Raw genomic sequence first — 17,407 nt, forward strand, 5'->3', positions numbered from 1 at the left:
TCGTCTGTTGAACCGAGTGTATTACACCTTTTCCAAACTTTCCTTTTCCCATCGGTTAGCCAGAGTGAGTAACGGCGTCACTCCGGTTTCTCTAATCCTCGCGATGAGATTTTTCCGCTGCTCGAAGATAACCGGATGCGGGCTGATGCCTTGAATAATCGCGGCGACAGTCGCCGAGACTGGCGCGCTATGCGCCAGCGTTGGAATCGCCAGAACGTTCATGCAGTATTCGAACATGGAATCGACGGAGTTCAATTTACCCAACATCAAGAACGTCATTTCATCTCCGACGAGGGTAGCGCCAAGGCTGTCGAATATCATTTTGACTTGCGCCACGGGCTTCTCTTTCAGATGGAAACTGAGCAGTGCGCGGAACTGGTCGCGATTCAGACGGCCCTGTTTCATCTCGTCATTCAGCATGGCGAGTGCCTGGCGTACATAATTTTCCTCTTCGTTGAACAGATCTGCCGAAGCGCAGCGGAAATGCTGTTTGAGGAAATACCAGTGAAAGACATATTTGCCGTCGAATTCAAGGCGAACAACGTTGGTGAAGTCTTCCAGATCGTGCCGTTCCGGGTGGAAGTCGCTGAGATCGCAACGAATATCGATGCCGGAAGAGGAGGCGATTCGGCGGCAAATGGTGGTGATATCAGCTTCGCCCAATAGCGCTTGCAGCATATGCTGCATGTTGTTGCCGCCGGCGGCCAACTCGCAATAGGCGTCTTTACCTGGCGTCAGGTATTTGATTCGGTTGTCGCGCGCATTGAGTGATGAGGCAATTTCAGCCCACTGGTTATGTACTTCCTGGCTTCTGATCGTTTCCAAACGAGGGTTTTTTTCATAGAACGCGATGACGCGCGGATCGACAGCCAGGCCGCTGCGTTTGAGTATTCCGGCATCAAGCTGCGCGCTTGCTTGGTTTTTCACCAGGACATTGATGAAGTTGCGCAGCGAACTCTCCCCGCAATCTGAGAACGAGACGTCAGAATCCGGCGCGGGGCGGCAGGTTTTGGTGATGCACAGCGGCGGAAAATAGCGGCCGTACACTTCGCGATCGTAATAGTCATGGCAGCGATCGGGGAAGTGCGTCTCGCCCGCCGCCGTTTCGCCGAACAGCTCCCCGCTCAGTTCCCGCAGTTGCTGCATGTAGGCGGTCAATTTGCCGAAGTTACCCTTGCATTTCAGCCACAGCGCCGCGTTGAGCAAATGAAACACCTCTCTGTCGTGCTCGGCGGTGCGGCTGGCCGCGATCAGTAAACGACATAAATTGTGCAACTCGGCCAGCAAGCTGTCGCGATCGGCACAGTGGATACTGACGTAATCCTGCACACGTCGCGGCAGATAGCGGTGATACTTGTTGAAAGGTAGATGCAATGCAATGAAGTCAGCGCTGAATTCCTCGGTTTGCAGCCGTGCGACGGTGCTTTCGGTAAAATTTTCCGCCAGCATGCTGGCGCGCAAGGTGGCTTCATCTTTTTGCTGGCGGGCATGTTCGACGGCGGCCTGCGCGTTTTGCCAGGCGGGGAACAGGCCGGCTTGATGCACGGCTTCTTGCTGCGCCGCATTCAGGCGTGCTTCCAGCTCGGTGATTTCGGCATTGAGCGCCAGCAGCTGCGCCTCTTTATTCTCAGCAGCGCTCTTGCCCAGCGTTTTTTTGCCGGCTTTGAGCGCGGCGATCGCGGCTCGACATTGTTGGATCGGCGCCTGCTGCGCTTTAACGGCGTTTTCCGCCTGTTGCAGGATCTGATTCAGCGCTTTTTCTTGCGCTTTCAAATGGGCGCCTAGGGAGAGCGCTTCGCGTTCTGCGGTTGCGATCTGCGCTTTTGTGTCCTCGAACTGTTGCAGTACGCTGTCGCAAAGCCGGCGTATTTGCACAGAAAGCCGATGTTGCTGCTCAATGGCAGCGTGAAAGTCCGTTTCATCTCGTACATGCTGATATAACGAGGCGATATCATTGTCGGTGAAACGCGGGCTGCTCATGAAAGCCACCAGCCGTGCAAGGGTAGAGGGGGAAAACCAGGTGAACGGATTCTTCACCTCTTTGCTTACGTCAAACTCGACCAGGTCAGTACGGTAGAACAACGCGCGCGCCACCTGGCCGATCGGGTGTTCGGCGCCAAGAAAACGGTAATACTTTTCCGCGAGTTCGTTGTTGCACCAGAGCACCCCGTACAGTGGCGAAAGAAAACGATACTCAGGGCGTAACGGCATGTAGAGATCGCGGAAAATCTGTCTGGTTTGATCGGTCGTCATCAGCTAAAACCTTGGATGATGTTTTTTAACTTGAGCGCTGCCTGGTGGATTTGTTGTTGCTCATCCTGATTGGGCATCAGCGACAGCGGCGTAAAGACGCCGTCGCGCAGAGCCAGCGGCCAGGACATGAACACGCCCAGTTCCGGCAGCCAGACCGAACCGCAGCAGGGAGTTTCGTCCCGTTGGATGATGCGCTCAAGCAAGATAAGAATGGAGGCGGCCGGGCCATATTTAGGAGGGCGCCGCATTTTGTGAAATATGTCCAACCCTTGATTGCGGGTATCGGTGACGATTTGCGCCTGCGCCTGCGCCGAAAGTAGCTGGTTCAGCGGTCCCTCGTCGGTTGTTACCTGGCTGAGCAAGGGCACCAGCCCGGCGCCGTGCTCGCCGCAGACTGTCAGGCTACGCGCGTCGATGCGCTGCATGTCGATCCCGGAAATGCGGCAGATGCTTTTCAGCAGCCTGGCGGTGTTGTGCGCGGCGCCGATGCCTATCACCCGGCAGCGAGAATCGAGCAGGATTTTATCGATGTAATAGCTGATGCTATCCACCGGATTGACCGCATTGATGATGTGACAGCCGGGAGCAATGAAGGGTTTGGCTCGGCTAAAAATGGCCTCGCTGAGCCGTACGTGATCGTCCAGCAACGCCTGGCGATCATGCATCGGAAAGGTTGAAGGCACGCCATAGCAACAGAGGATCACGTCAGCCCCGTCGATGTGGCGGTAGTCATCCGTCACAACAATCTTGGGTAAAGACGTTCGGTTATGGCGTGAGAAGAGCGCTTCCGCCAGCAGGCCATCAAGAATATCTTCGCAAACGGCTGAATACTTTTCGGTATTTCGGCAGATGATCACGACTTCATTGACGCTGCCACGTCGCTCGGTCGTACTTAACAGCGCGTTTAGCGTCTCTTGCCCAATGCCGCCGAATCCCAATAAAACAATTTTCATGACCGCTCCTGATGACCTGCCCGGCTTATGCTTCGATCAGTTCGGCCAGTCTTGCATACTGCTTCTCAACCATACTCCACCCTTTATCGAGTACGGCTTTGACACGCTGGAATTGTTCTTCGGTCATCCCCTTGAAGAACGCTTTATCCACTTCCTGATGATCGCCATCGAATTCGGAGTGATCCTCGAAATGGTTCTGTTTGCTCGGATCGAACACGTGTTTGATGTTGTTATAGAACACGAAAGCCGAACCTTCGATGACAAAGTGCACCAGGATAGCCTGTTCCAGATTATCCAGCGTGATCATCTGGTGGTTGAACCAGATGCACAGCGCTTCAAAGATCGCGTCTTCGCGAACCTGGAGGTTGTCGCGGCTGTTGCGCAGCACCTCGTCATGGCCGAATTCTTCTTTCAGATGTTCACTGAAGAAACGCGAGAAGCGAACGTCTTCACACAGTGCGCTACGCAGCAGCACCATTTTTTGGAACTGATCGGACAGGATCTGCAGGTAGTCCAGGAACAAGGATTTTTTCGCCTCGGAGAACGTTTTATCCTTGGCGAATGCGGTAAAGATCGGGTTGTCCTGGTAGCGCTCGATGTAGCGGGCGTTATGCGCTTTAAGCTGATGGTAGTAAGCGTAGGGATCTTGATCGAAAGTCACCAGCGGCTTGCTGGGATCTTCATAGAGCCCGCGCTCCTCAAACTGGATTGACAACCCCCAGTAGCCGTTGTCGCCCGCGCCGATGAAGCCGTGATCCGCGCCTGGCGGAATGCAGATGACATCGCCTGGAACGGCCCGGCGGTCAACGCCGTCTCCCAGCAGGATCGCTTCCCCTTCACAAATGATATACAGCGAAGATATTGGATGAACATGCACATCCAGCTTTTCGTTTTTCGCCAGACGCACCCAGCTTACAGCCAGGCGTGCCCGTTCGGGAATAAAGCGGTTCATTTCCTCATTGGCGCGGAAATTCTTCACTTCGCCCAAAAGCTTCTCAATCCCGTTTTCCTTAATGCTTTTTATGGTTTCCATGTCAGCACGGTGGTACAGGGAAAACACGGGCTTACGGTCGTATTCAGTTACATGGCTCATTAAGACATTACTCATCTAAGTCAATAAAAAGGATAAATAAAAAGAGAAAAAGAGCGCGCTGCATTCGATCGACGGCGACAATAGCACGGGCTATCACTGAGCGGATGTGATCGGGGTCAAGCTTTGTAATTAATACGTTAATTTTGTTAAAGTTTATGATGTGTAAAAATGCGATGGATTGAGTTTTTTCCTTGCTAATATTTATTTTTAAGCTATGAGTTAAATATTTTTTGTTTAAAAACAAATTGTTATGTTTTGCATGGTGATGTGGGTGGAAGGCTGGATGAATGTGAAGAGAAAGTTATCTGTGAAGATTTGATTCTATTTTGCGCGGTTGAACGAAAAAATCAGGCGGGCGTGAGAAAAGAAAAAGGCCGGTGATTAACCGGCCTTTCGTCAGACGATGCTGCGTGGCTGCCTTAGGTTTCCTGCAGACCCAGCTTCTTCTCCAGATAGTGGATGTTGGTGCCACCGTGCTGGAAGTTTTCGTCGTTCATGATCTTCTGCTGCAGCTCAACGTTGGTTTTGATGCCATCGATGATCAGTTCAGCCAGGGCGTTTTTCATGCGGGCGATCGCCACGTCACGGTTTTCGCCGAAGGTGATCAGTTTGCCGATCATGGAGTCATAGTACGGCGGTACGGTATAACCGGCGTAGATATGAGATTCCCAACGCACGCCGAAACCGCCTGGCGCGTGGAAGCGGGTGATCTTGCCCGGGCTCGGCAGGAAGGTGTTCGGATCTTCGGCGTTGATGCGGCATTCTACCGCGTGGCCGTGGATCTTCACTTCTTCCTGTTTGATCGACAGCGGCTGACCGGCAGCGATGCGCAGCTGCTCTTTGATCAGATCCACGCCGGTGATCATTTCGGTAACCGGGTGCTCTACCTGAATACGGGTATTCATTTCGATGAAATAGAACTCGCCGTTTTCATACAGGAACTCGAAGGTGCCCGCACCGCGGTAGCCGATTTCCACGCAGGCTTTCGAGCAGCGCTCGCCGATGTAGCGGCGCATTTCGCTGGTGATGCCCGGCGCCGGCGCTTCTTCGACCACTTTCTGGTGGCGGCGCTGCATGGAGCAGTCGCGCTCGGCCAGATAGATGGCGTTGCCCTGGCCGTCGGCCAATACCTGAATCTCGATGTGACGCGGATTCTCCAGGTATTTTTCCATGTACACCATGTCGTTGTTGAAAGCCGCTTTGGCTTCCGCTTTCGTCATGTTGATGGACTGCTCAAGGTCTTTGTCGCTGCGCACCACGCGCATGCCGCGACCGCCGCCGCCGCCGGAGGCCTTGATGATCACCGGATAACCGATGCGCTTGGCGAAGGCACGGTTTTTATCCATGTCGTCGGTCAGCGGGCCGTCGGAGCCCGGCACGCATGGCACGCCGGCTTTTTTCATGGCGTTGATCGCGGAAACCTTGTCGCCCATCAGGCGGATGGTTTCGGCTTTCGGGCCGATGAAGATGAAACCGGAGCGTTCAACCTGCTCGGCGAAGTCGGCGTTCTCGGACAGGAAGCCGTAGCCCGGGTGGATCGCCACCGCGCCGGTGATTTCCGCCGCCGAGATGATGGCCGGGATGTTCAGGTAGCTTTTTACCGATGGCGCAGGACCGATGCAGACGGTCTCGTCGGCCAGCAGCACGTGTTTCAGATCGCGGTCGGCCGCGGAGTGAACCGCAACGGTCTTGATGCCCAGTTCTTTACAGGCACGCAGGATACGAAGCGCGATCTCGCCGCGGTTGGCGATAACAATTTTATCAAGCATGGGGGCGCCTCGTTATTCGATGACGACCAGCGGCTCGTCATATTCGACCGGCTGGCCGTTTTCCACCAGGATGGCTTTCACGACGCCGGACTTGTCCGCTTCGATCTGGTTCATCATTTTCATGGCTTCAACGATGCACAGGGTATCGCCGGCGTTCACTTTCTGACCCACTTCCACGAAGGCTTTCGCGTCCGGGCTTGGGGTGCGGTAGAAGGTGCCTACCATTGGGGAACGAACGACGTGGCCACTCACGGCCGCCGGTGCTGCAGGGGTTTCTGCCGCAGGCGCGGTGGCAACGGCGGTAGCCAGGGCTGGCTGCTGCTGTGCCGGCATCGCGTAAGCCTGCTGCATGACGGGATAAGCCTGCGCCGGTGCGGCACGGCTGATGCGAACCGATTCTTCGCCTTCAGAGATTTCCAGTTCAGAAATGCCTGATTCTTCAACCAGTTCGATCAGTTTCTTGATTTTACGAATATCCATGAGTGTGATTCCGTACTCTTTTTGTGGAGCAATTAGTGGGTTTTCGACAGACGGTTAACCGCTGCCTGTAAAGCGAAAGCGTAGCCATCCGCGCCGAGGCCGCAAATCACGCCTACCGCTACGTCTGAGAGATAAGAGTGATGGCGGAAAGGTTCGCGGGCGTGCACGTTGGACAGGTGGATCTCGATGAACGGGATCTGCACCGCCAGCAACGCATCGCGCAACGCCACGCTGGTGTGCGTGAACGCCGCCGGGTTTATCAGAATGAAATCGGTGTTGCCGCGCGCCTGATGGATGCGATCGATCAGCTGATGCTCGGCGTTGGACTGCAGATGGCTCAGGGTAATATCCAATGCGGATGCCTGGTTTTCCAATCCGTTAACAATCTCTGTCAGCGTCGTGCTGCCGTACTTCTCCGGCTCACGCGTCCCCAGCAGATTGAGATTGGGGCCGTTCAGAAGCAAAATGTGAAACTTATCCGCCATTGTGCTGGTATCTCCGGCAATAAAACCATCATCGTAGAAAATAACCCGATGTTACCGATTTGTCACCTGTTAAGGGGCAAATTCACCCTGAGAACAGAAACAAGGTCGGGCATTATAACGATATCGTAGCAATTCGCAGCTAAATACTGGTCTTATCAGCGAAGATATTCAACCCCAAATCGACCAACTCGGGGTTCCGTGACAGGAATATGAGCGCTGGAACACAGAAAAAGTTCCCGCCGGCGGCGTGCGTTTTTCAACGACAATAACGCGCGCCGCCGCGCGATTCAGCGCCACCAGGCGCGGAATTTCTTGTAGCGCAGGCCCAACAGCGCCACCGCCAGCAGCGCGTAAATGAACGGCTGGGGGGAAAAGGTTTTGACCGACCACAGGTAGTGGATGGGGGCGAGGATCGCCGCCAGATAGACGAAGTTGTGCAACGTTTGCCATTTGGCGCCCAGTTTGCGCATTGCCCACAGCGTCGAGGTGGCCGCCAGCGCCAGCAGGATCAGCCAGGTGAGGATGCCGAGCGTCAGATAAGGACGGTTCACCAGCTCGCTGCCCAGCAGGCCGAGATTGCTCAGCCCCAGCTCCAGCGTGGAGTAGCTTATCAGGTGCAGCGTGCCCCAGGCAAAACACCACAGCCCTACCAGACGGCGGCAGCGGATCAGCAGCGGCTGGCGGGCGTAGCGCGCCAGCGGGGCGATCATCAGCGTGACCAGCAGCAGTTTCAGCGTCATCCTGCCGGTAAAATGCTGGATGTCCTTGGACGGATCGGCGCTGAACCAGCCTTGATCCACTGCCAGTACCAGCCAGAGAAAGGGCAAAAACGCCGCCAGATGCAGGGCGGCTTTCAGCCATTTGATGTGAGCAGGCGTCAGGCGCACTTAGAAATTCTCCCGCAGATTCATGCCGCGATACAGCGACGCCACCTGATCGGCATAGCCGTTGAACAGCAGCGTCGGTTGGCGTTTGACGTCGAGAATGCCGCCGGAGCCGATGAAGCGCTCGGTGGCCTGCGACCAGCGCGGATGATCGACGTACGGATTCACGTTGGCGTAAAAACCGTACTCGTTCGGCGCGGATTGGTTCCAGGTGGTCGGCGGCTGATCGCGCACCAAGCGGATATGCACGATCGATTTGATGCCTTTGAAGCCGTATTTCCACGGCGTGATCAGTCGCAGCGGCGCGCCGTTTTGCGGCGGCAGGGTTTTGCCATACACGCCGACGGTCAACAGCGCCAGCGGATGCATCGCCTCGTCCAGCCGCAGCCCTTCGACGTAGGGATATTTCAGGCCGCCGCCGATAAAGCGATCTTTCTGGCCGGGCATCTGCTCCGGATCGTACAGCGTCTGGAAGGCTACGTAACGCGCGTTGCTGTTCGGTTCGGCCAGCTTGAGAAGCTTGCCCAGCTCGAAACCGATCCACGGCACCACCATCGACCAGGCCTCGACGCAGCGCATGCGGTAAATGCGCTGCTCCAGCGGGAAACGCTTCATCAGATCGTCGATATCCAGCGTTATCGGTTTCGCCACTTCGCCGTCGATGCGCACTTTCCAGCCTTCGGTTTTCAGCCCGCCGGCGTTGGCGGCCGGATCGGCTTTGTCGAGGCCGAACTCATAGAAGTTGTTGTAGCCGGTCACCTTGTCTTCCGGCGTCATCGCCAGCTGCGCCTGCCAGGCGGCCGGTTTGCTGAATGCCAGCGCTTTGCCCGGCGGCGCCTTGGGGCGATCGTTGCCCTTGAACCACGACAGCAGGTCCGCCCGCGCGCCGGTAGGCAGCGCCAGCGTAGCGGCGCTGATGCCGAGCGCCTGCAGCACCTTGCGCCGCTGGTGGAACACGCTCTCCGGCGTGACGTCGGCCTCGGTTAATTTCGGGTGTTTGTTCATGCTTATGTTCTCCGCGACTGATTCCCGCCGCCTGTAAGCGGCAAACGGGTCTCCATGAAATAAGCATGGCGCTAAAGCCGGCCGGAAGCGAGGGGGCGCGGGAAAATATGAAATTTCGCAGAAGCGGGAACTCCCCCCGTCGCCGAGGGGAGAAGGTCAGCGGATTTTCACCAGAGTGCGGCCGGTGATTTGGTTGTTAAGCAGCGTGGCGGCGGTGGCCGGCGCCTGCTCGAGGGCGATTTCGTGTGTGGCCTGCTGATAGAAGCTGTCCGGCAGAATGCCGGCCAGCCGTTCCCAGGCGGTTTGGCGGCGATGCAGCGGCGTATGCACTGAATCCACGCCCTGCAGGCGCACGTTGCGCAGAATGAACGGCATCACGGTGGTCGGCAACTGATAACCGCCCGCCAGGCCGCAGGCGGCGACGGTGCCGTTATAGTTCATCTGTGCCAGCACCCGCGCCAGCAGTTTGTCGCCGACGGTGTCCACCGCGCCGGCCCACAGCTGTTTCTCCAGCGGACGCGGCGTGTCGATATAGCCATCGCGCGACATCACCTCTTTGGCGCCGAGCGCTTTCAGGTACTCGGTATTGCTGTCGCGGCCGCTGATGGCGGTCACCCGGTAACCCAGCGCCGCCAGCAGGGCGATGGCGGTGCTGCCCACGCCGCCGCTGGCGCCGGTGACCAGGATATCGCCGTCGTCCGGGTGCACGCCGCCTTCCTCCAGCGCCATCACGCACAGCATGGCGGTAAAGCCGGCGGTGCCGATGATCATCGCCTTGCGCTCATCCAGCCCGTTCGGCAGCGGCACCAGCCACTCACCGGAGACGCGCGCCTGCTCGGCCAGGCCGCCCCAGTGGTGTTCGCCCACGCCCCAGCCGGTGAGCACCACGCTTTGCCCCTCTTTGAAGCGATCGTCGCGGCTGTGGCGCACGGTGCCGGCGAAATCGATGCCCGGCACCATCGGGAAGTTGCGCACGATCTTGCCTTTGCCGGTGATCGCCAGCGCATCCTTATAATTTAGGCTGGACCAGTTGATGTCGACGGTGACATCGCCTTCCGGCAACCGATCGCTGCCGATATCTTTGATATGAGCCAGAGTTTGGTCGTCTTGTTGTTCCAATAACAGTGCACGCATGTCACTCTTCCTCTCGTTTACACTTTTCTATCAATGGCTGAATCACATTTATTTGACTATATGCATAATAAGCGGCCCAAGTCCTGATAAAGGACAAAAACGGCGCTTGCAGGTTTTATTCCTCGGCAAGGCTTGTTAGGGTTGGACGGCCCCTTTTGGCTAAAGGGGCACACTCACTTAACCATAGCGGACAAGGCACAGGGATGCGATTTACCACCAAACTCTCTGCATTGATCACTCTGTTGGTCGCGCTGGCGATGTTTTTGATGCTGATGGGATGCTCATACAGCTTCTTTTACGTCACGCAAGATCGCGTGGAGCGCCGCTTGGATTCGATGGTCACCTCGCTCGATCAGGCCATGCTGCGTGAGCCCCCCCAGGAGCAGGAAAAATGGTTGCCGCTCGTCATGCGCACGCTCGGCATCGTGTCGATCCGCGTAGAGGCCGGCGCCAGCCAACTGCTCGACTATAAATTGCCGACGGTCAAAAAAGAGCACTGGGATGCGCTGAACGGCTATCGTCAGGCCTCGCGCCCCCTGTTGCAGCACCCGGGCAGCACGCTATATATCACCTACCTCGATCCCTTCGCCAGCGACGTGCGTACGCTGCAATCCACCGCCGCCGTCACGCTGTCGATCGTCATCATGGTGGTGATTTTGCTGTTCAGCCTGCGCTGGCTGCGTGAACAGGCCGACGGCGAAGATCTTCTGGAACGCCGCGCGCGGCGCATTCTGAACGGCGAGCGCGAAAACGTCATGCAGGGCGACGTGCGTGAGTGGCCGGCCAACGTCAGCGGCGCTCTCGACCGCCTGCTGGCCGATCTGGCGGAAGCGCGGGAAGAGCGCAGCCGGGTCGATACGCTGATCCGCGCCTTCGCCGCGCAGGACGCCAAAACCGGGCTGAATAATCGCCTGTTCTTCGATAACCAATTGACCACTCAGCTGGAAGATGAAGGCTCGCACGGCATCGTGATGATGGTGCGGCTGCCCGATTTCGAGACCCTGCGCGAGACGCACGGCAGCGTGGCGGTGCAAGAGCTGATGTATTCGCTGGTCAACCTGCTGTCTACCTTCGTGATGCGCTACCCGTCGGCGCTGCTGGCGCGCTACTTCCACAGCGATTTTACCGTGTTGTTGCCGCATCGAACCCTGAAGGAGGCCGACGGCATCGCTTCACAGCTGGTCAACGCCATCGATGCCTTGCCTTCCACGGCGCTGATCGATCGCGAGGCTTTCCTGCACATCGGCATCGTGGCGTACCGCAGCGGTCAAACCACCGAGCAGGTGATCGACTATGCGGAGCAGGCGACGCGCCACGCTACGCTGCAGGGCGAAAACGGGTGGTATGTGTACGACAGCCAGGTGCCGGAAAAGGGGCGCGGCAGCGTCAAGTGGCGCACGCTGCTGGAACAGGTGCTGGCGCGCGGTGGCCCGCGGCTGTATCAGAAACCGGCGGTGACCGTGGAAGGCGAGGTGCACCATCGCGAGATCATGAGCCGGATCTATGACGGCACCCAGGAATTGCTGCCGGCGGAATATATGCCGCTGGTGCAGCAGCTGGGGTTGGCGGAGAGTTACGATCGCCAACAGGTGAGCCGCATCATTCCCTTGTTGGCGCAGTGGCCTGAGGAAACGCTGGCGTTTCCACTGTGCGTAGACTCGATTTTGCAGCGCTCTTTCCAGCGCTGGCTACGCGATACGCTGTTGCAATGCGAAAAAAGTCAACGTCGGCGAATTCTGATTGAACTTGCGGAGGCAGATGTGTGTCAACATATCGACCGTTTGCGTCCGGTGCTGAGGCTGTTGTCAGGGCTGGGCTGCCGCCTTGCGGTGTCCAAAGCGGGTTTAACCGTGGTCAGTACGTCCTATATCAAGTCGCTGCAGGTGGAGATCGTCAAGCTCCACCCGGGGTTGGTGCGGAGCATCGATAAGCGGGACGAAAACCAGCTGTTCGTGCAGAGCCTGACCGGCGCCTGCGCGGGCACGCGCGCGCAGGTGTTCGCTGCCAGCGTACGTACGCGCAACGAATGGCAGACGCTGAAAGAGCGTGGGATCCATGGCGGGCAGGGCGACTTTTTCGCGTCGCCGGAACCGATCGACGCGGGGCGTAAAAAATATTCACGTCGTTATCGTGTTTAAGCTGATTGACGGACAAAAATTGACGTAGAATGAGGGCCGGATCCATCTGGGCCTCGTTACCGTCTTTTTGGAGTTTTTTCCAAACTGCCTGCGACAACAACGCCTATTTGAGATAGGCTCTTGTCTGCCTTTATCTGGTTGACGTTGGTAGGTGCTTACCACCGGCGGCAATCAGGGAATATGTTAGATTTTATGAGCTGTGTTACGCCGTTTCGTGCGTTGACAGGGTGGTAAACTGAGCCTTTGTTCAGGGAATTCAGGCCTCATCCAATTTCCGTGCATTCGAGCAGAAACAATACAGACTATTTTTCACCGAAGTAGAACGTTTTTGCGCCTTGTCGCTGCTTCGTGTGGTTGGTAAAGTAGGCGGATTTTATTTTCCGCCCCCAGCTTGCAGGATTATCCTTTCGTTATGTTTAAGAAATTTCGTGGCATGTTTTCCAACGACTTGTCCATCGACTTGGGTACCGCCAATACCCTGATTTATGTTAAAGGGCAAGGCATCGTACTGAATGAACCTTCGGTGGTTGCCATTCGTCAGGATCGTGCCGGCTCCCCAAAGAGCGTTGCGGCCGTCGGTCATGACGCCAAACAGATGCTGGGCCGCACCCCCGGCAACATCGCGGCTATTCGCCCGATGAAAGACGGCGTGATCGCCGACTTCTTCGTGACCGAAAAAATGCTGCAGCACTTTATCAAACAGGTTCACAGCAACAGCTTCATGCGCCCAAGCCCGCGCGTGCTGGTCTGTGTGCCGGTCGGCGCGACCCAGGTTGAACGCCGCGCTATCCGCGAGTCCGCCCAAGGGGCCGGCGCGCGCGAAGTGTTCCTGATTGAAGAACCGATGGCGGCGGCGATCGGCGCAGGTCTGCCGGTCTCCGAAGCGACAGGCTCCATGGTGGTGGATATCGGTGGCGGTACCACTGAAGTGGCGGTGATCTCGCTGAACGGCGTGGTGTACTCCTCTTCCGTGCGCATCGGCGGCGACCGCTTCGATGAAGCCATCATCAATTATGTGCGCCGCAACTACGGCTCGCTGATCGGCGAAGCGACCGCCGAGCGCATCAAGCACGAAATCGGTTCTGCCTATCCGGGCGACGAAGTGCGCGAAATCGAAGTCCGCGGCCGTAACCTGGCCGAAGGCGTACCGCGCGGCTTTACCCTGAACTCCAATGAAATCCTCGAAGCCCTGCAAGAGCCGCTGACCGGCATCGTCAGCGCGGTGATGGTGGCGCTGGAGCAGTGCCCGCCAGAATTGGCCTCCGACATTTCCGAACGCGGCATGGTATTGACCGGCGGCGGCGCGCTGCTGCGCAACCTCGATCGCTTGCTGATGGAAGAAACCGGCATCCCGGTCGTAGTGGCGGAAGATCCACTGACCTGCGTGGCGCGCGGCGGCGGCAAGGCGTTGGAAATGATCGACATGCACGGCGGCGATTTGTTCAGCGAAGAATAGTCAGCCCCTGGAAGGAGGAATCGTATCGGATGAATGCGCACAGCGAGAATCGGGTACGGTTCCTCTTTCTGTTGTCGAGGAACTCGCATAATTTATGAAGCCGATTTTTAGCAGGGGGCCTTCCCTGCAACTGCGACTTTTTTTGGCGGTGATTGCGGCCATTGGCCTGATCGTTGCCGACAGCCGGCTCGGCACGTTCGTGAAGATACGCAACTACATGGACACCGCAGTCAGCCCTTTCTATTTTCTGGCCAACGGGCCGCGTAAAGTTTTGGACAGCGTGTCAGAGACGCTGGCCACCCGCCAACAGCTGGAGCTGGAAAACCGCGCTCTGCGGCAGGAACTGCTGCTGAAAAACAGCGATATTCTTCTTCTTGGCCAATTCAAGCAGGAAAACGCCCGCTTGCGCGAGCTGCTGGGTTCTCCGTTGCGTCAGGACGAACACAAGATGGTCACCCAGGTGATCTCCACCGGTTCCGATCCGTATAGCGATCAGGTGGTGATCGACAAAGGGTCGGACAACGGCGTCTATGAAGGCCAGCCGGTGATCAGCGACAAGGGCGTGGTCGGTCAGGTGGTGGCGGTGGCGAAAGTCACCAGCCGCGTGCTGCTGATCTGCGACGCCTCGCATGCGCTGCCGATCCAGGTGCTGCGCAACGATATTCGGGTGATCGCCGCGGGCAGCGGCTGCGCCGACGACCTGCAACTGGAGCATCTGCCGAACAACACCGACATCCGCGTTGGCGACGTGCTGGTCACCTCCGGCCTCGGCGGCCGCTTCCCGGAAGGGTATCCGGTGGCGGTGGTTTCCTCGGTCAAGGTCGACAACCAGCGTGCTTACACTGTGATTCAGGCGCGGCCGACCGCCGGTCTGCAGCGCTTGCGTTACCTGTTGTTGCTATGGGGCGCCGATCGCAACGGCGACATGCCGCTGCCGCCGGACGAAGTGCACCGCGTGGCCAATGAACGCCTGATGCAGATGATGCCGCAGGTGCTGCCGCCTGCCGGTTCCGTCGGGCCGCAGCTGCCGGCTCCGGCCACCGGGGTGGCGCCGCAAACCACGGCACCGGCCTCTGCTCAGCCTCAGGTTCAGCCCGCGGCGGCGGGGGTGGTGCAATGAACAGCTACCGCAGCCACGGGCGCTGGATAATCTGGCTGTCGTTCCTGGTGGCGTTGGTGCTGCAAATCATGCCGTGGCCGGAGCAGATCTACATGTTCCGGCCTTCCTGGCTGGTGCTGATCCTGATCTACTGGGTGATGGCTTTGCCACATCGGGTCAACGTCGGCACCGGCTTCGTGCTGGGGCTGATCATGGATCTGATCCTCGGTTCCACGCTGGGCGTGCGCGCGCTGGCGCTGGGCATCATCGCCTATCTGGTGGCGTTCAAATTCCAACTGTTCCGCAATATGGCGCTGTGGCAACAGGCGCTGATCGTCGTGCTGCTGTCGCTGTCGATGGACGTGGTGGTGTTCTGGGCTGAGTTTTTAGTGATCAACGTCTCTTTCCGCCCAGAGGTGTTCTGGAGTAGTGTGGTAAACGGCATTTTGTGGCCGTGGTTATTCCTGTTGATGCGCAAAATCCGCCGTCAGTTCGCCGTACAGTAAGGGTATATCAATGACTTCGCTTTATCTGGCCTCCGGCTCCCCACGTCGACGTGAACTGCTGACCCTGCTGGGCGTGTCGTTCGACATTCTGCTGACGCATACCGAAGAGCAGCGCCGGGAAGGCGAAGCCGCAGAAGCCTATGTGCGCCGCCTGGCGCAGGACAAGGCCAAAGCGGGCGTGGCGCTGGCGCAGGAAGATCGGCCGGTGCTGGGCGCCGACACCATCGTGGTGCTCAACGGCCGGGTGCTGGAGAAGCCGCGCGACGAAGCCCATGCGGCGGACATGCTGGCGGCCCTGTCCGGCAAGCAGCATCAGGTGATGACGGCAGTGGCGATCGCCGATCGCCACGACGTGCGTTGCCAGCTGGTGGTGACCGACGTGACGTTCCGCAGCCTGTCACAACAGGATATCCGCGACTATATTGCTACGGGCGAACCGATGGATAAGGCGGGCGCCTATGGAATTCAAGGAAAGGGTGGTTGTTTCGTCAGAACGATAACCGGGAGTTATCACGCAGTGGTCGGTCTGCCGCTGGTCGAAACACATGAGCTGCTCAGTAATTTTGTCGCATTACGTGATGTAAGAACCGGTTGATGGGCGCTGCCATTATCGACCGGCTCTGAGGAGAAGGCATGACAGCTGAGCTACTGGTTAATATCACACCGTCTGAAACGCGGGTCGCCTATATCGATGGCGGCATTCTGCAAGAGATCCATATCGAACGCGAATCCAAACGCGGCATCGTCGGCAATATCTATAAAGGGCGCGTCAGTCGCGTCCTGCCGGGCATGCAGGCGGCGTTCGTCGACATCGGCCTCGATAAGGCCGCCTTCCTGCACGCCTCTGACATCATGCCGCATACCGAATGCGTCGCCGGCGACGAGCGGAAAAACTTCCACGTGCGCGACATCGCCGAGCTGGTGCGCCAGGGGCAAGACCTGATGGTGCAGGTGGTGAAAGATCCGCTTGGCACCAAGGGCGCGCGTCTGACCACCGATATCACGCTGCCTTCGCGTTATCTGGTCTTCATGCCGGGTGCGGCGCACGTCGGCGTGTCGCAGCGCATCGACAGCGAAGCCGAGCGCGAGCGCCTGAAGGCGATCGTGGCGCCGCACTGCGACGAGCTGGGCGGCTTTATCATCCGCACCGCGGCGGAAGGCATCGGCGAGGAAGAGCTGGCGCAGGACGCCGCATTCCTCAAACGGCTGTGGACCAAGGTGATGGAGCGCAAGAAGCGCAACCAGACCAAATACAAGCTGTACGGCGAGCTGGCGTTGGCGCAGCGCATCTTGCGCGATTTCGCCGGCGCGGCGCTGGATCGCATCCGCGTCGATTCGCGGCTGACGCACGATCTGCTGGTGGAGTTCACCGGTGAGTACATCCCGGACATCACCAACAAGCTCGAGCTCTATACCGGCAGCCAGCCGATTTTCGATCTGTACGATGTGGAAAACGAGATCCAGCGCGCGCTGGAGCGCAAGGTGGAGCTGAAGTCCGGCGGCTATCTGATCATCGATCAGACCGAGGCGATGACCACGGTCGACATCAACACCGGCGCCTTCGTCGGCCACCGCAACCTCGACGAAACCATCTTCAATACCAACATCGAGGCGACGCAGGCCATTGCGCGCCAGCTGCGGCTGCGCAACCTGGGCGGCATCATCATCATCGACTTTATCGATATGAACAACGAAGAGCATCGCCGCCGGGTGCTGCACTCGCTGGAGCAGGCGTTGAGTAAAGATCGGGTAAAAACCACGATCAACGGCTTCTCTCAGCTAGGCTTAGTTGAAATGACGCGTAAACGAACGCGTGAAAGCATTGAACATGTGCTCTGTCACGATTGTCCTACTTGCAATGGGCGCGGCACCGTGAAAACGGTGGAAACCGTGTGCTACGAGATCCTGCGCGAGATTGTGCGCGTGCATCACGCTTACGATTCCGATCGCTTCCTGGTGTACGCCTCTGCGGCGGTCGGCGAAGCGCTGAAGAGCGAAGAGTCGCATGCGCTGGCCGAAGTGGAGATTTTCGTCGGCAAACAGGTGAAGGTGCAGATCGAACCGTTGTACAGCCAGGAGCAGTTCGACGTCGTCATGATGTAGCCCGCCCGACATCGGTAGGGGCCCGGCACGCCGGGCCCGTCAGTGCATA

Annotated in this window: 15 protein-coding genes; 6 read left to right on the plus strand and 9 right to left on the minus strand. The window is 57.9% G+C overall.

The genetic code is table 11. The annotated features are described in order from the left end of the window. Positions 1–21 precede the first annotated feature (21 nt). From WFM45_RS15580 to acuI, 9 genes are all read right to left on the minus strand, one after another. Positions 22–2,253 (minus strand): hypothetical protein, encoded by a 2,232-nt coding sequence (locus WFM45_RS15580; RefSeq protein ID WP_336956349.1) that lies wholly within the window; start codon positions 2,251–2,253, stop codon positions 22–24. After that, positions 2,253–3,206, minus strand: a complete 954-nt coding sequence (locus WFM45_RS15585) for a lactate/malate family dehydrogenase (RefSeq protein ID WP_336956350.1) — start codon at positions 3,204–3,206, stop codon at positions 2,253–2,255. The genes WFM45_RS15580 and WFM45_RS15585 overlap by 1 nt, the downstream gene beginning before the upstream one ends. A 25-nt stretch (positions 3,207–3,231) precedes the next feature. Further along, positions 3,232–4,314 carry a cupin domain-containing protein gene (locus WFM45_RS15590; RefSeq protein ID WP_238545836.1) on the minus strand — a complete coding sequence of 361 codons (1,083 nt, stop codon included), beginning with the start codon at positions 4,312–4,314 and terminating at the stop codon, positions 3,232–3,234. Positions 4,315–4,718: 404 nt separating this feature from the next. Next, positions 4,719–6,068: an acetyl-CoA carboxylase biotin carboxylase subunit gene (gene accC / locus WFM45_RS15595; protein WP_004936886.1), complete on the minus strand. Its 1,350-nt coding sequence runs from the start codon at positions 6,066–6,068 to the stop codon at positions 4,719–4,721. A gap of 12 nt (positions 6,069–6,080) precedes the next feature. Continuing rightward, positions 6,081–6,548 carry an acetyl-CoA carboxylase biotin carboxyl carrier protein gene (gene accB / locus WFM45_RS15600; protein WP_004936889.1) on the minus strand — a complete coding sequence of 156 codons (468 nt, stop codon included), beginning with the start codon at positions 6,546–6,548 and terminating at the stop codon, positions 6,081–6,083. Between the two features lie 32 nt (positions 6,549–6,580). Then, the gene (gene aroQ / locus WFM45_RS15605; protein WP_004936891.1) at positions 6,581–7,033 is read right to left on the minus strand and encodes a type II 3-dehydroquinate dehydratase; all 453 of its coding nucleotides are present in this window, start codon (positions 7,031–7,033) and stop codon (positions 6,581–6,583) included. 287 nt (positions 7,034–7,320) lie between these two features. Beyond that, entirely contained in the window at positions 7,321–7,920 is a 600-nt protein-coding gene (gene msrQ, locus WFM45_RS15610; protein WP_336956351.1) for a protein-methionine-sulfoxide reductase heme-binding subunit MsrQ, read from the minus strand. Continuing rightward, positions 7,921–8,922 (minus strand): protein-methionine-sulfoxide reductase catalytic subunit MsrP, encoded by a 1,002-nt coding sequence (gene msrP / locus WFM45_RS15615; protein ID WP_336956353.1) that lies wholly within the window; start codon positions 8,920–8,922, stop codon positions 7,921–7,923. A gap of 156 nt (positions 8,923–9,078) precedes the next feature. After that, positions 9,079–10,056: an acrylyl-CoA reductase (NADPH) gene (gene acuI / locus WFM45_RS15620; RefSeq protein WP_336956354.1), complete on the minus strand. Its 978-nt coding sequence runs from the start codon at positions 10,054–10,056 to the stop codon at positions 9,079–9,081. Between the two features lie 203 nt (positions 10,057–10,259). Between acuI and csrD the strand changes: the two genes are divergently transcribed. The 6 genes from csrD to rng all read left to right on the plus strand — a co-directional run bounded on the left by csrD (position 10,260) and on the right by rng (position 17,358). Next, positions 10,260–12,194 carry an RNase E specificity factor CsrD gene (gene csrD, locus WFM45_RS15625; protein ID WP_033631995.1) on the plus strand — a complete coding sequence of 645 codons (1,935 nt, stop codon included), beginning with the start codon at positions 10,260–10,262 and terminating at the stop codon, positions 12,192–12,194. Positions 12,195–12,606: 412 nt separating this feature from the next. Then, the gene (gene mreB, locus WFM45_RS15630; protein ID WP_003855260.1) at positions 12,607–13,650 is read left to right on the plus strand and encodes a rod shape-determining protein MreB; all 1,044 of its coding nucleotides are present in this window, start codon (positions 12,607–12,609) and stop codon (positions 13,648–13,650) included. Between the two features lie 94 nt (positions 13,651–13,744). Continuing rightward, positions 13,745–14,770 (plus strand): rod shape-determining protein MreC, encoded by a 1,026-nt coding sequence (mreC, locus tag WFM45_RS15635; protein ID WP_028127540.1) that lies wholly within the window; start codon positions 13,745–13,747, stop codon positions 14,768–14,770. Beyond that, on the plus strand, positions 14,767–15,255 hold the full coding sequence (mreD, locus tag WFM45_RS15640; RefSeq protein WP_004936918.1) for a rod shape-determining protein MreD: 489 nt from the start codon (positions 14,767–14,769) through the stop codon (positions 15,253–15,255). The genes mreC and mreD overlap by 4 nt, the downstream gene beginning before the upstream one ends. 10 nt (positions 15,256–15,265) lie before the next feature. Next, on the plus strand, positions 15,266–15,850 hold the full coding sequence (locus tag WFM45_RS15645) for a Maf family protein (RefSeq protein WP_004936921.1): 585 nt from the start codon (positions 15,266–15,268) through the stop codon (positions 15,848–15,850). Between the two features lie 38 nt (positions 15,851–15,888). After that, positions 15,889–17,358 (plus strand): ribonuclease G, encoded by a 1,470-nt coding sequence (gene rng / locus WFM45_RS15650; RefSeq protein ID WP_004936922.1) that lies wholly within the window; start codon positions 15,889–15,891, stop codon positions 17,356–17,358. Positions 17,359–17,407 lie beyond the last annotated feature (49 nt).

Source organism: Serratia sp. KG1D (assembly GCF_037150675.1).
Taxonomy (GTDB): Bacteria; Pseudomonadota; Gammaproteobacteria; order Enterobacterales; family Enterobacteriaceae; genus Serratia; species Serratia nematodiphila.

Coding starts and splice junctions, on each gene's coding strand:
- WFM45_RS15580 (WP_336956349.1), bottom strand. CDS start 2,253: ATGACGACCGATCAAACCAGACAGATTTTCCGCGATCTCTACATGCCG.
- WFM45_RS15585 (WP_336956350.1), bottom strand. CDS start 3,206: ATGAAAATTGTTTTATTGGGATTCGGCGGCATTGGGCAAGAGACGCTA.
- WFM45_RS15590 (WP_238545836.1), bottom strand. CDS start 4,314: ATGAGTAATGTCTTAATGAGCCATGTAACTGAATACGACCGTAAGCCC.
- accC (WP_004936886.1), bottom strand. CDS start 6,068: ATGCTTGATAAAATTGTTATCGCCAACCGCGGCGAGATCGCGCTTCGT.
- accB (WP_004936889.1), bottom strand. CDS start 6,548: ATGGATATTCGTAAAATCAAGAAACTGATCGAACTGGTTGAAGAATCA.
- aroQ (WP_004936891.1), bottom strand. CDS start 7,033: ATGGCGGATAAGTTTCACATTTTGCTTCTGAACGGCCCCAATCTCAAT.
- msrP (WP_336956353.1), bottom strand. CDS start 8,922: ATGAACAAACACCCGAAATTAACCGAGGCCGACGTCACGCCGGAGAGC.
- acuI (WP_336956354.1), bottom strand. CDS start 10,056: ATGCGTGCACTGTTATTGGAACAACAAGACGACCAAACTCTGGCTCAT.
- csrD (WP_033631995.1), top strand. CDS start 10,260: ATGCGATTTACCACCAAACTCTCTGCATTGATCACTCTGTTGGTCGCG.
- mreB (WP_003855260.1), top strand. CDS start 12,607: ATGTTTAAGAAATTTCGTGGCATGTTTTCCAACGACTTGTCCATCGAC.
- mreC (WP_028127540.1), top strand. CDS start 13,745: ATGAAGCCGATTTTTAGCAGGGGGCCTTCCCTGCAACTGCGACTTTTT.
- mreD (WP_004936918.1), top strand. CDS start 14,767: ATGAACAGCTACCGCAGCCACGGGCGCTGGATAATCTGGCTGTCGTTC.
- WFM45_RS15645 (WP_004936921.1), top strand. CDS start 15,266: ATGACTTCGCTTTATCTGGCCTCCGGCTCCCCACGTCGACGTGAACTG.
- rng (WP_004936922.1), top strand. CDS start 15,889: ATGACAGCTGAGCTACTGGTTAATATCACACCGTCTGAAACGCGGGTC.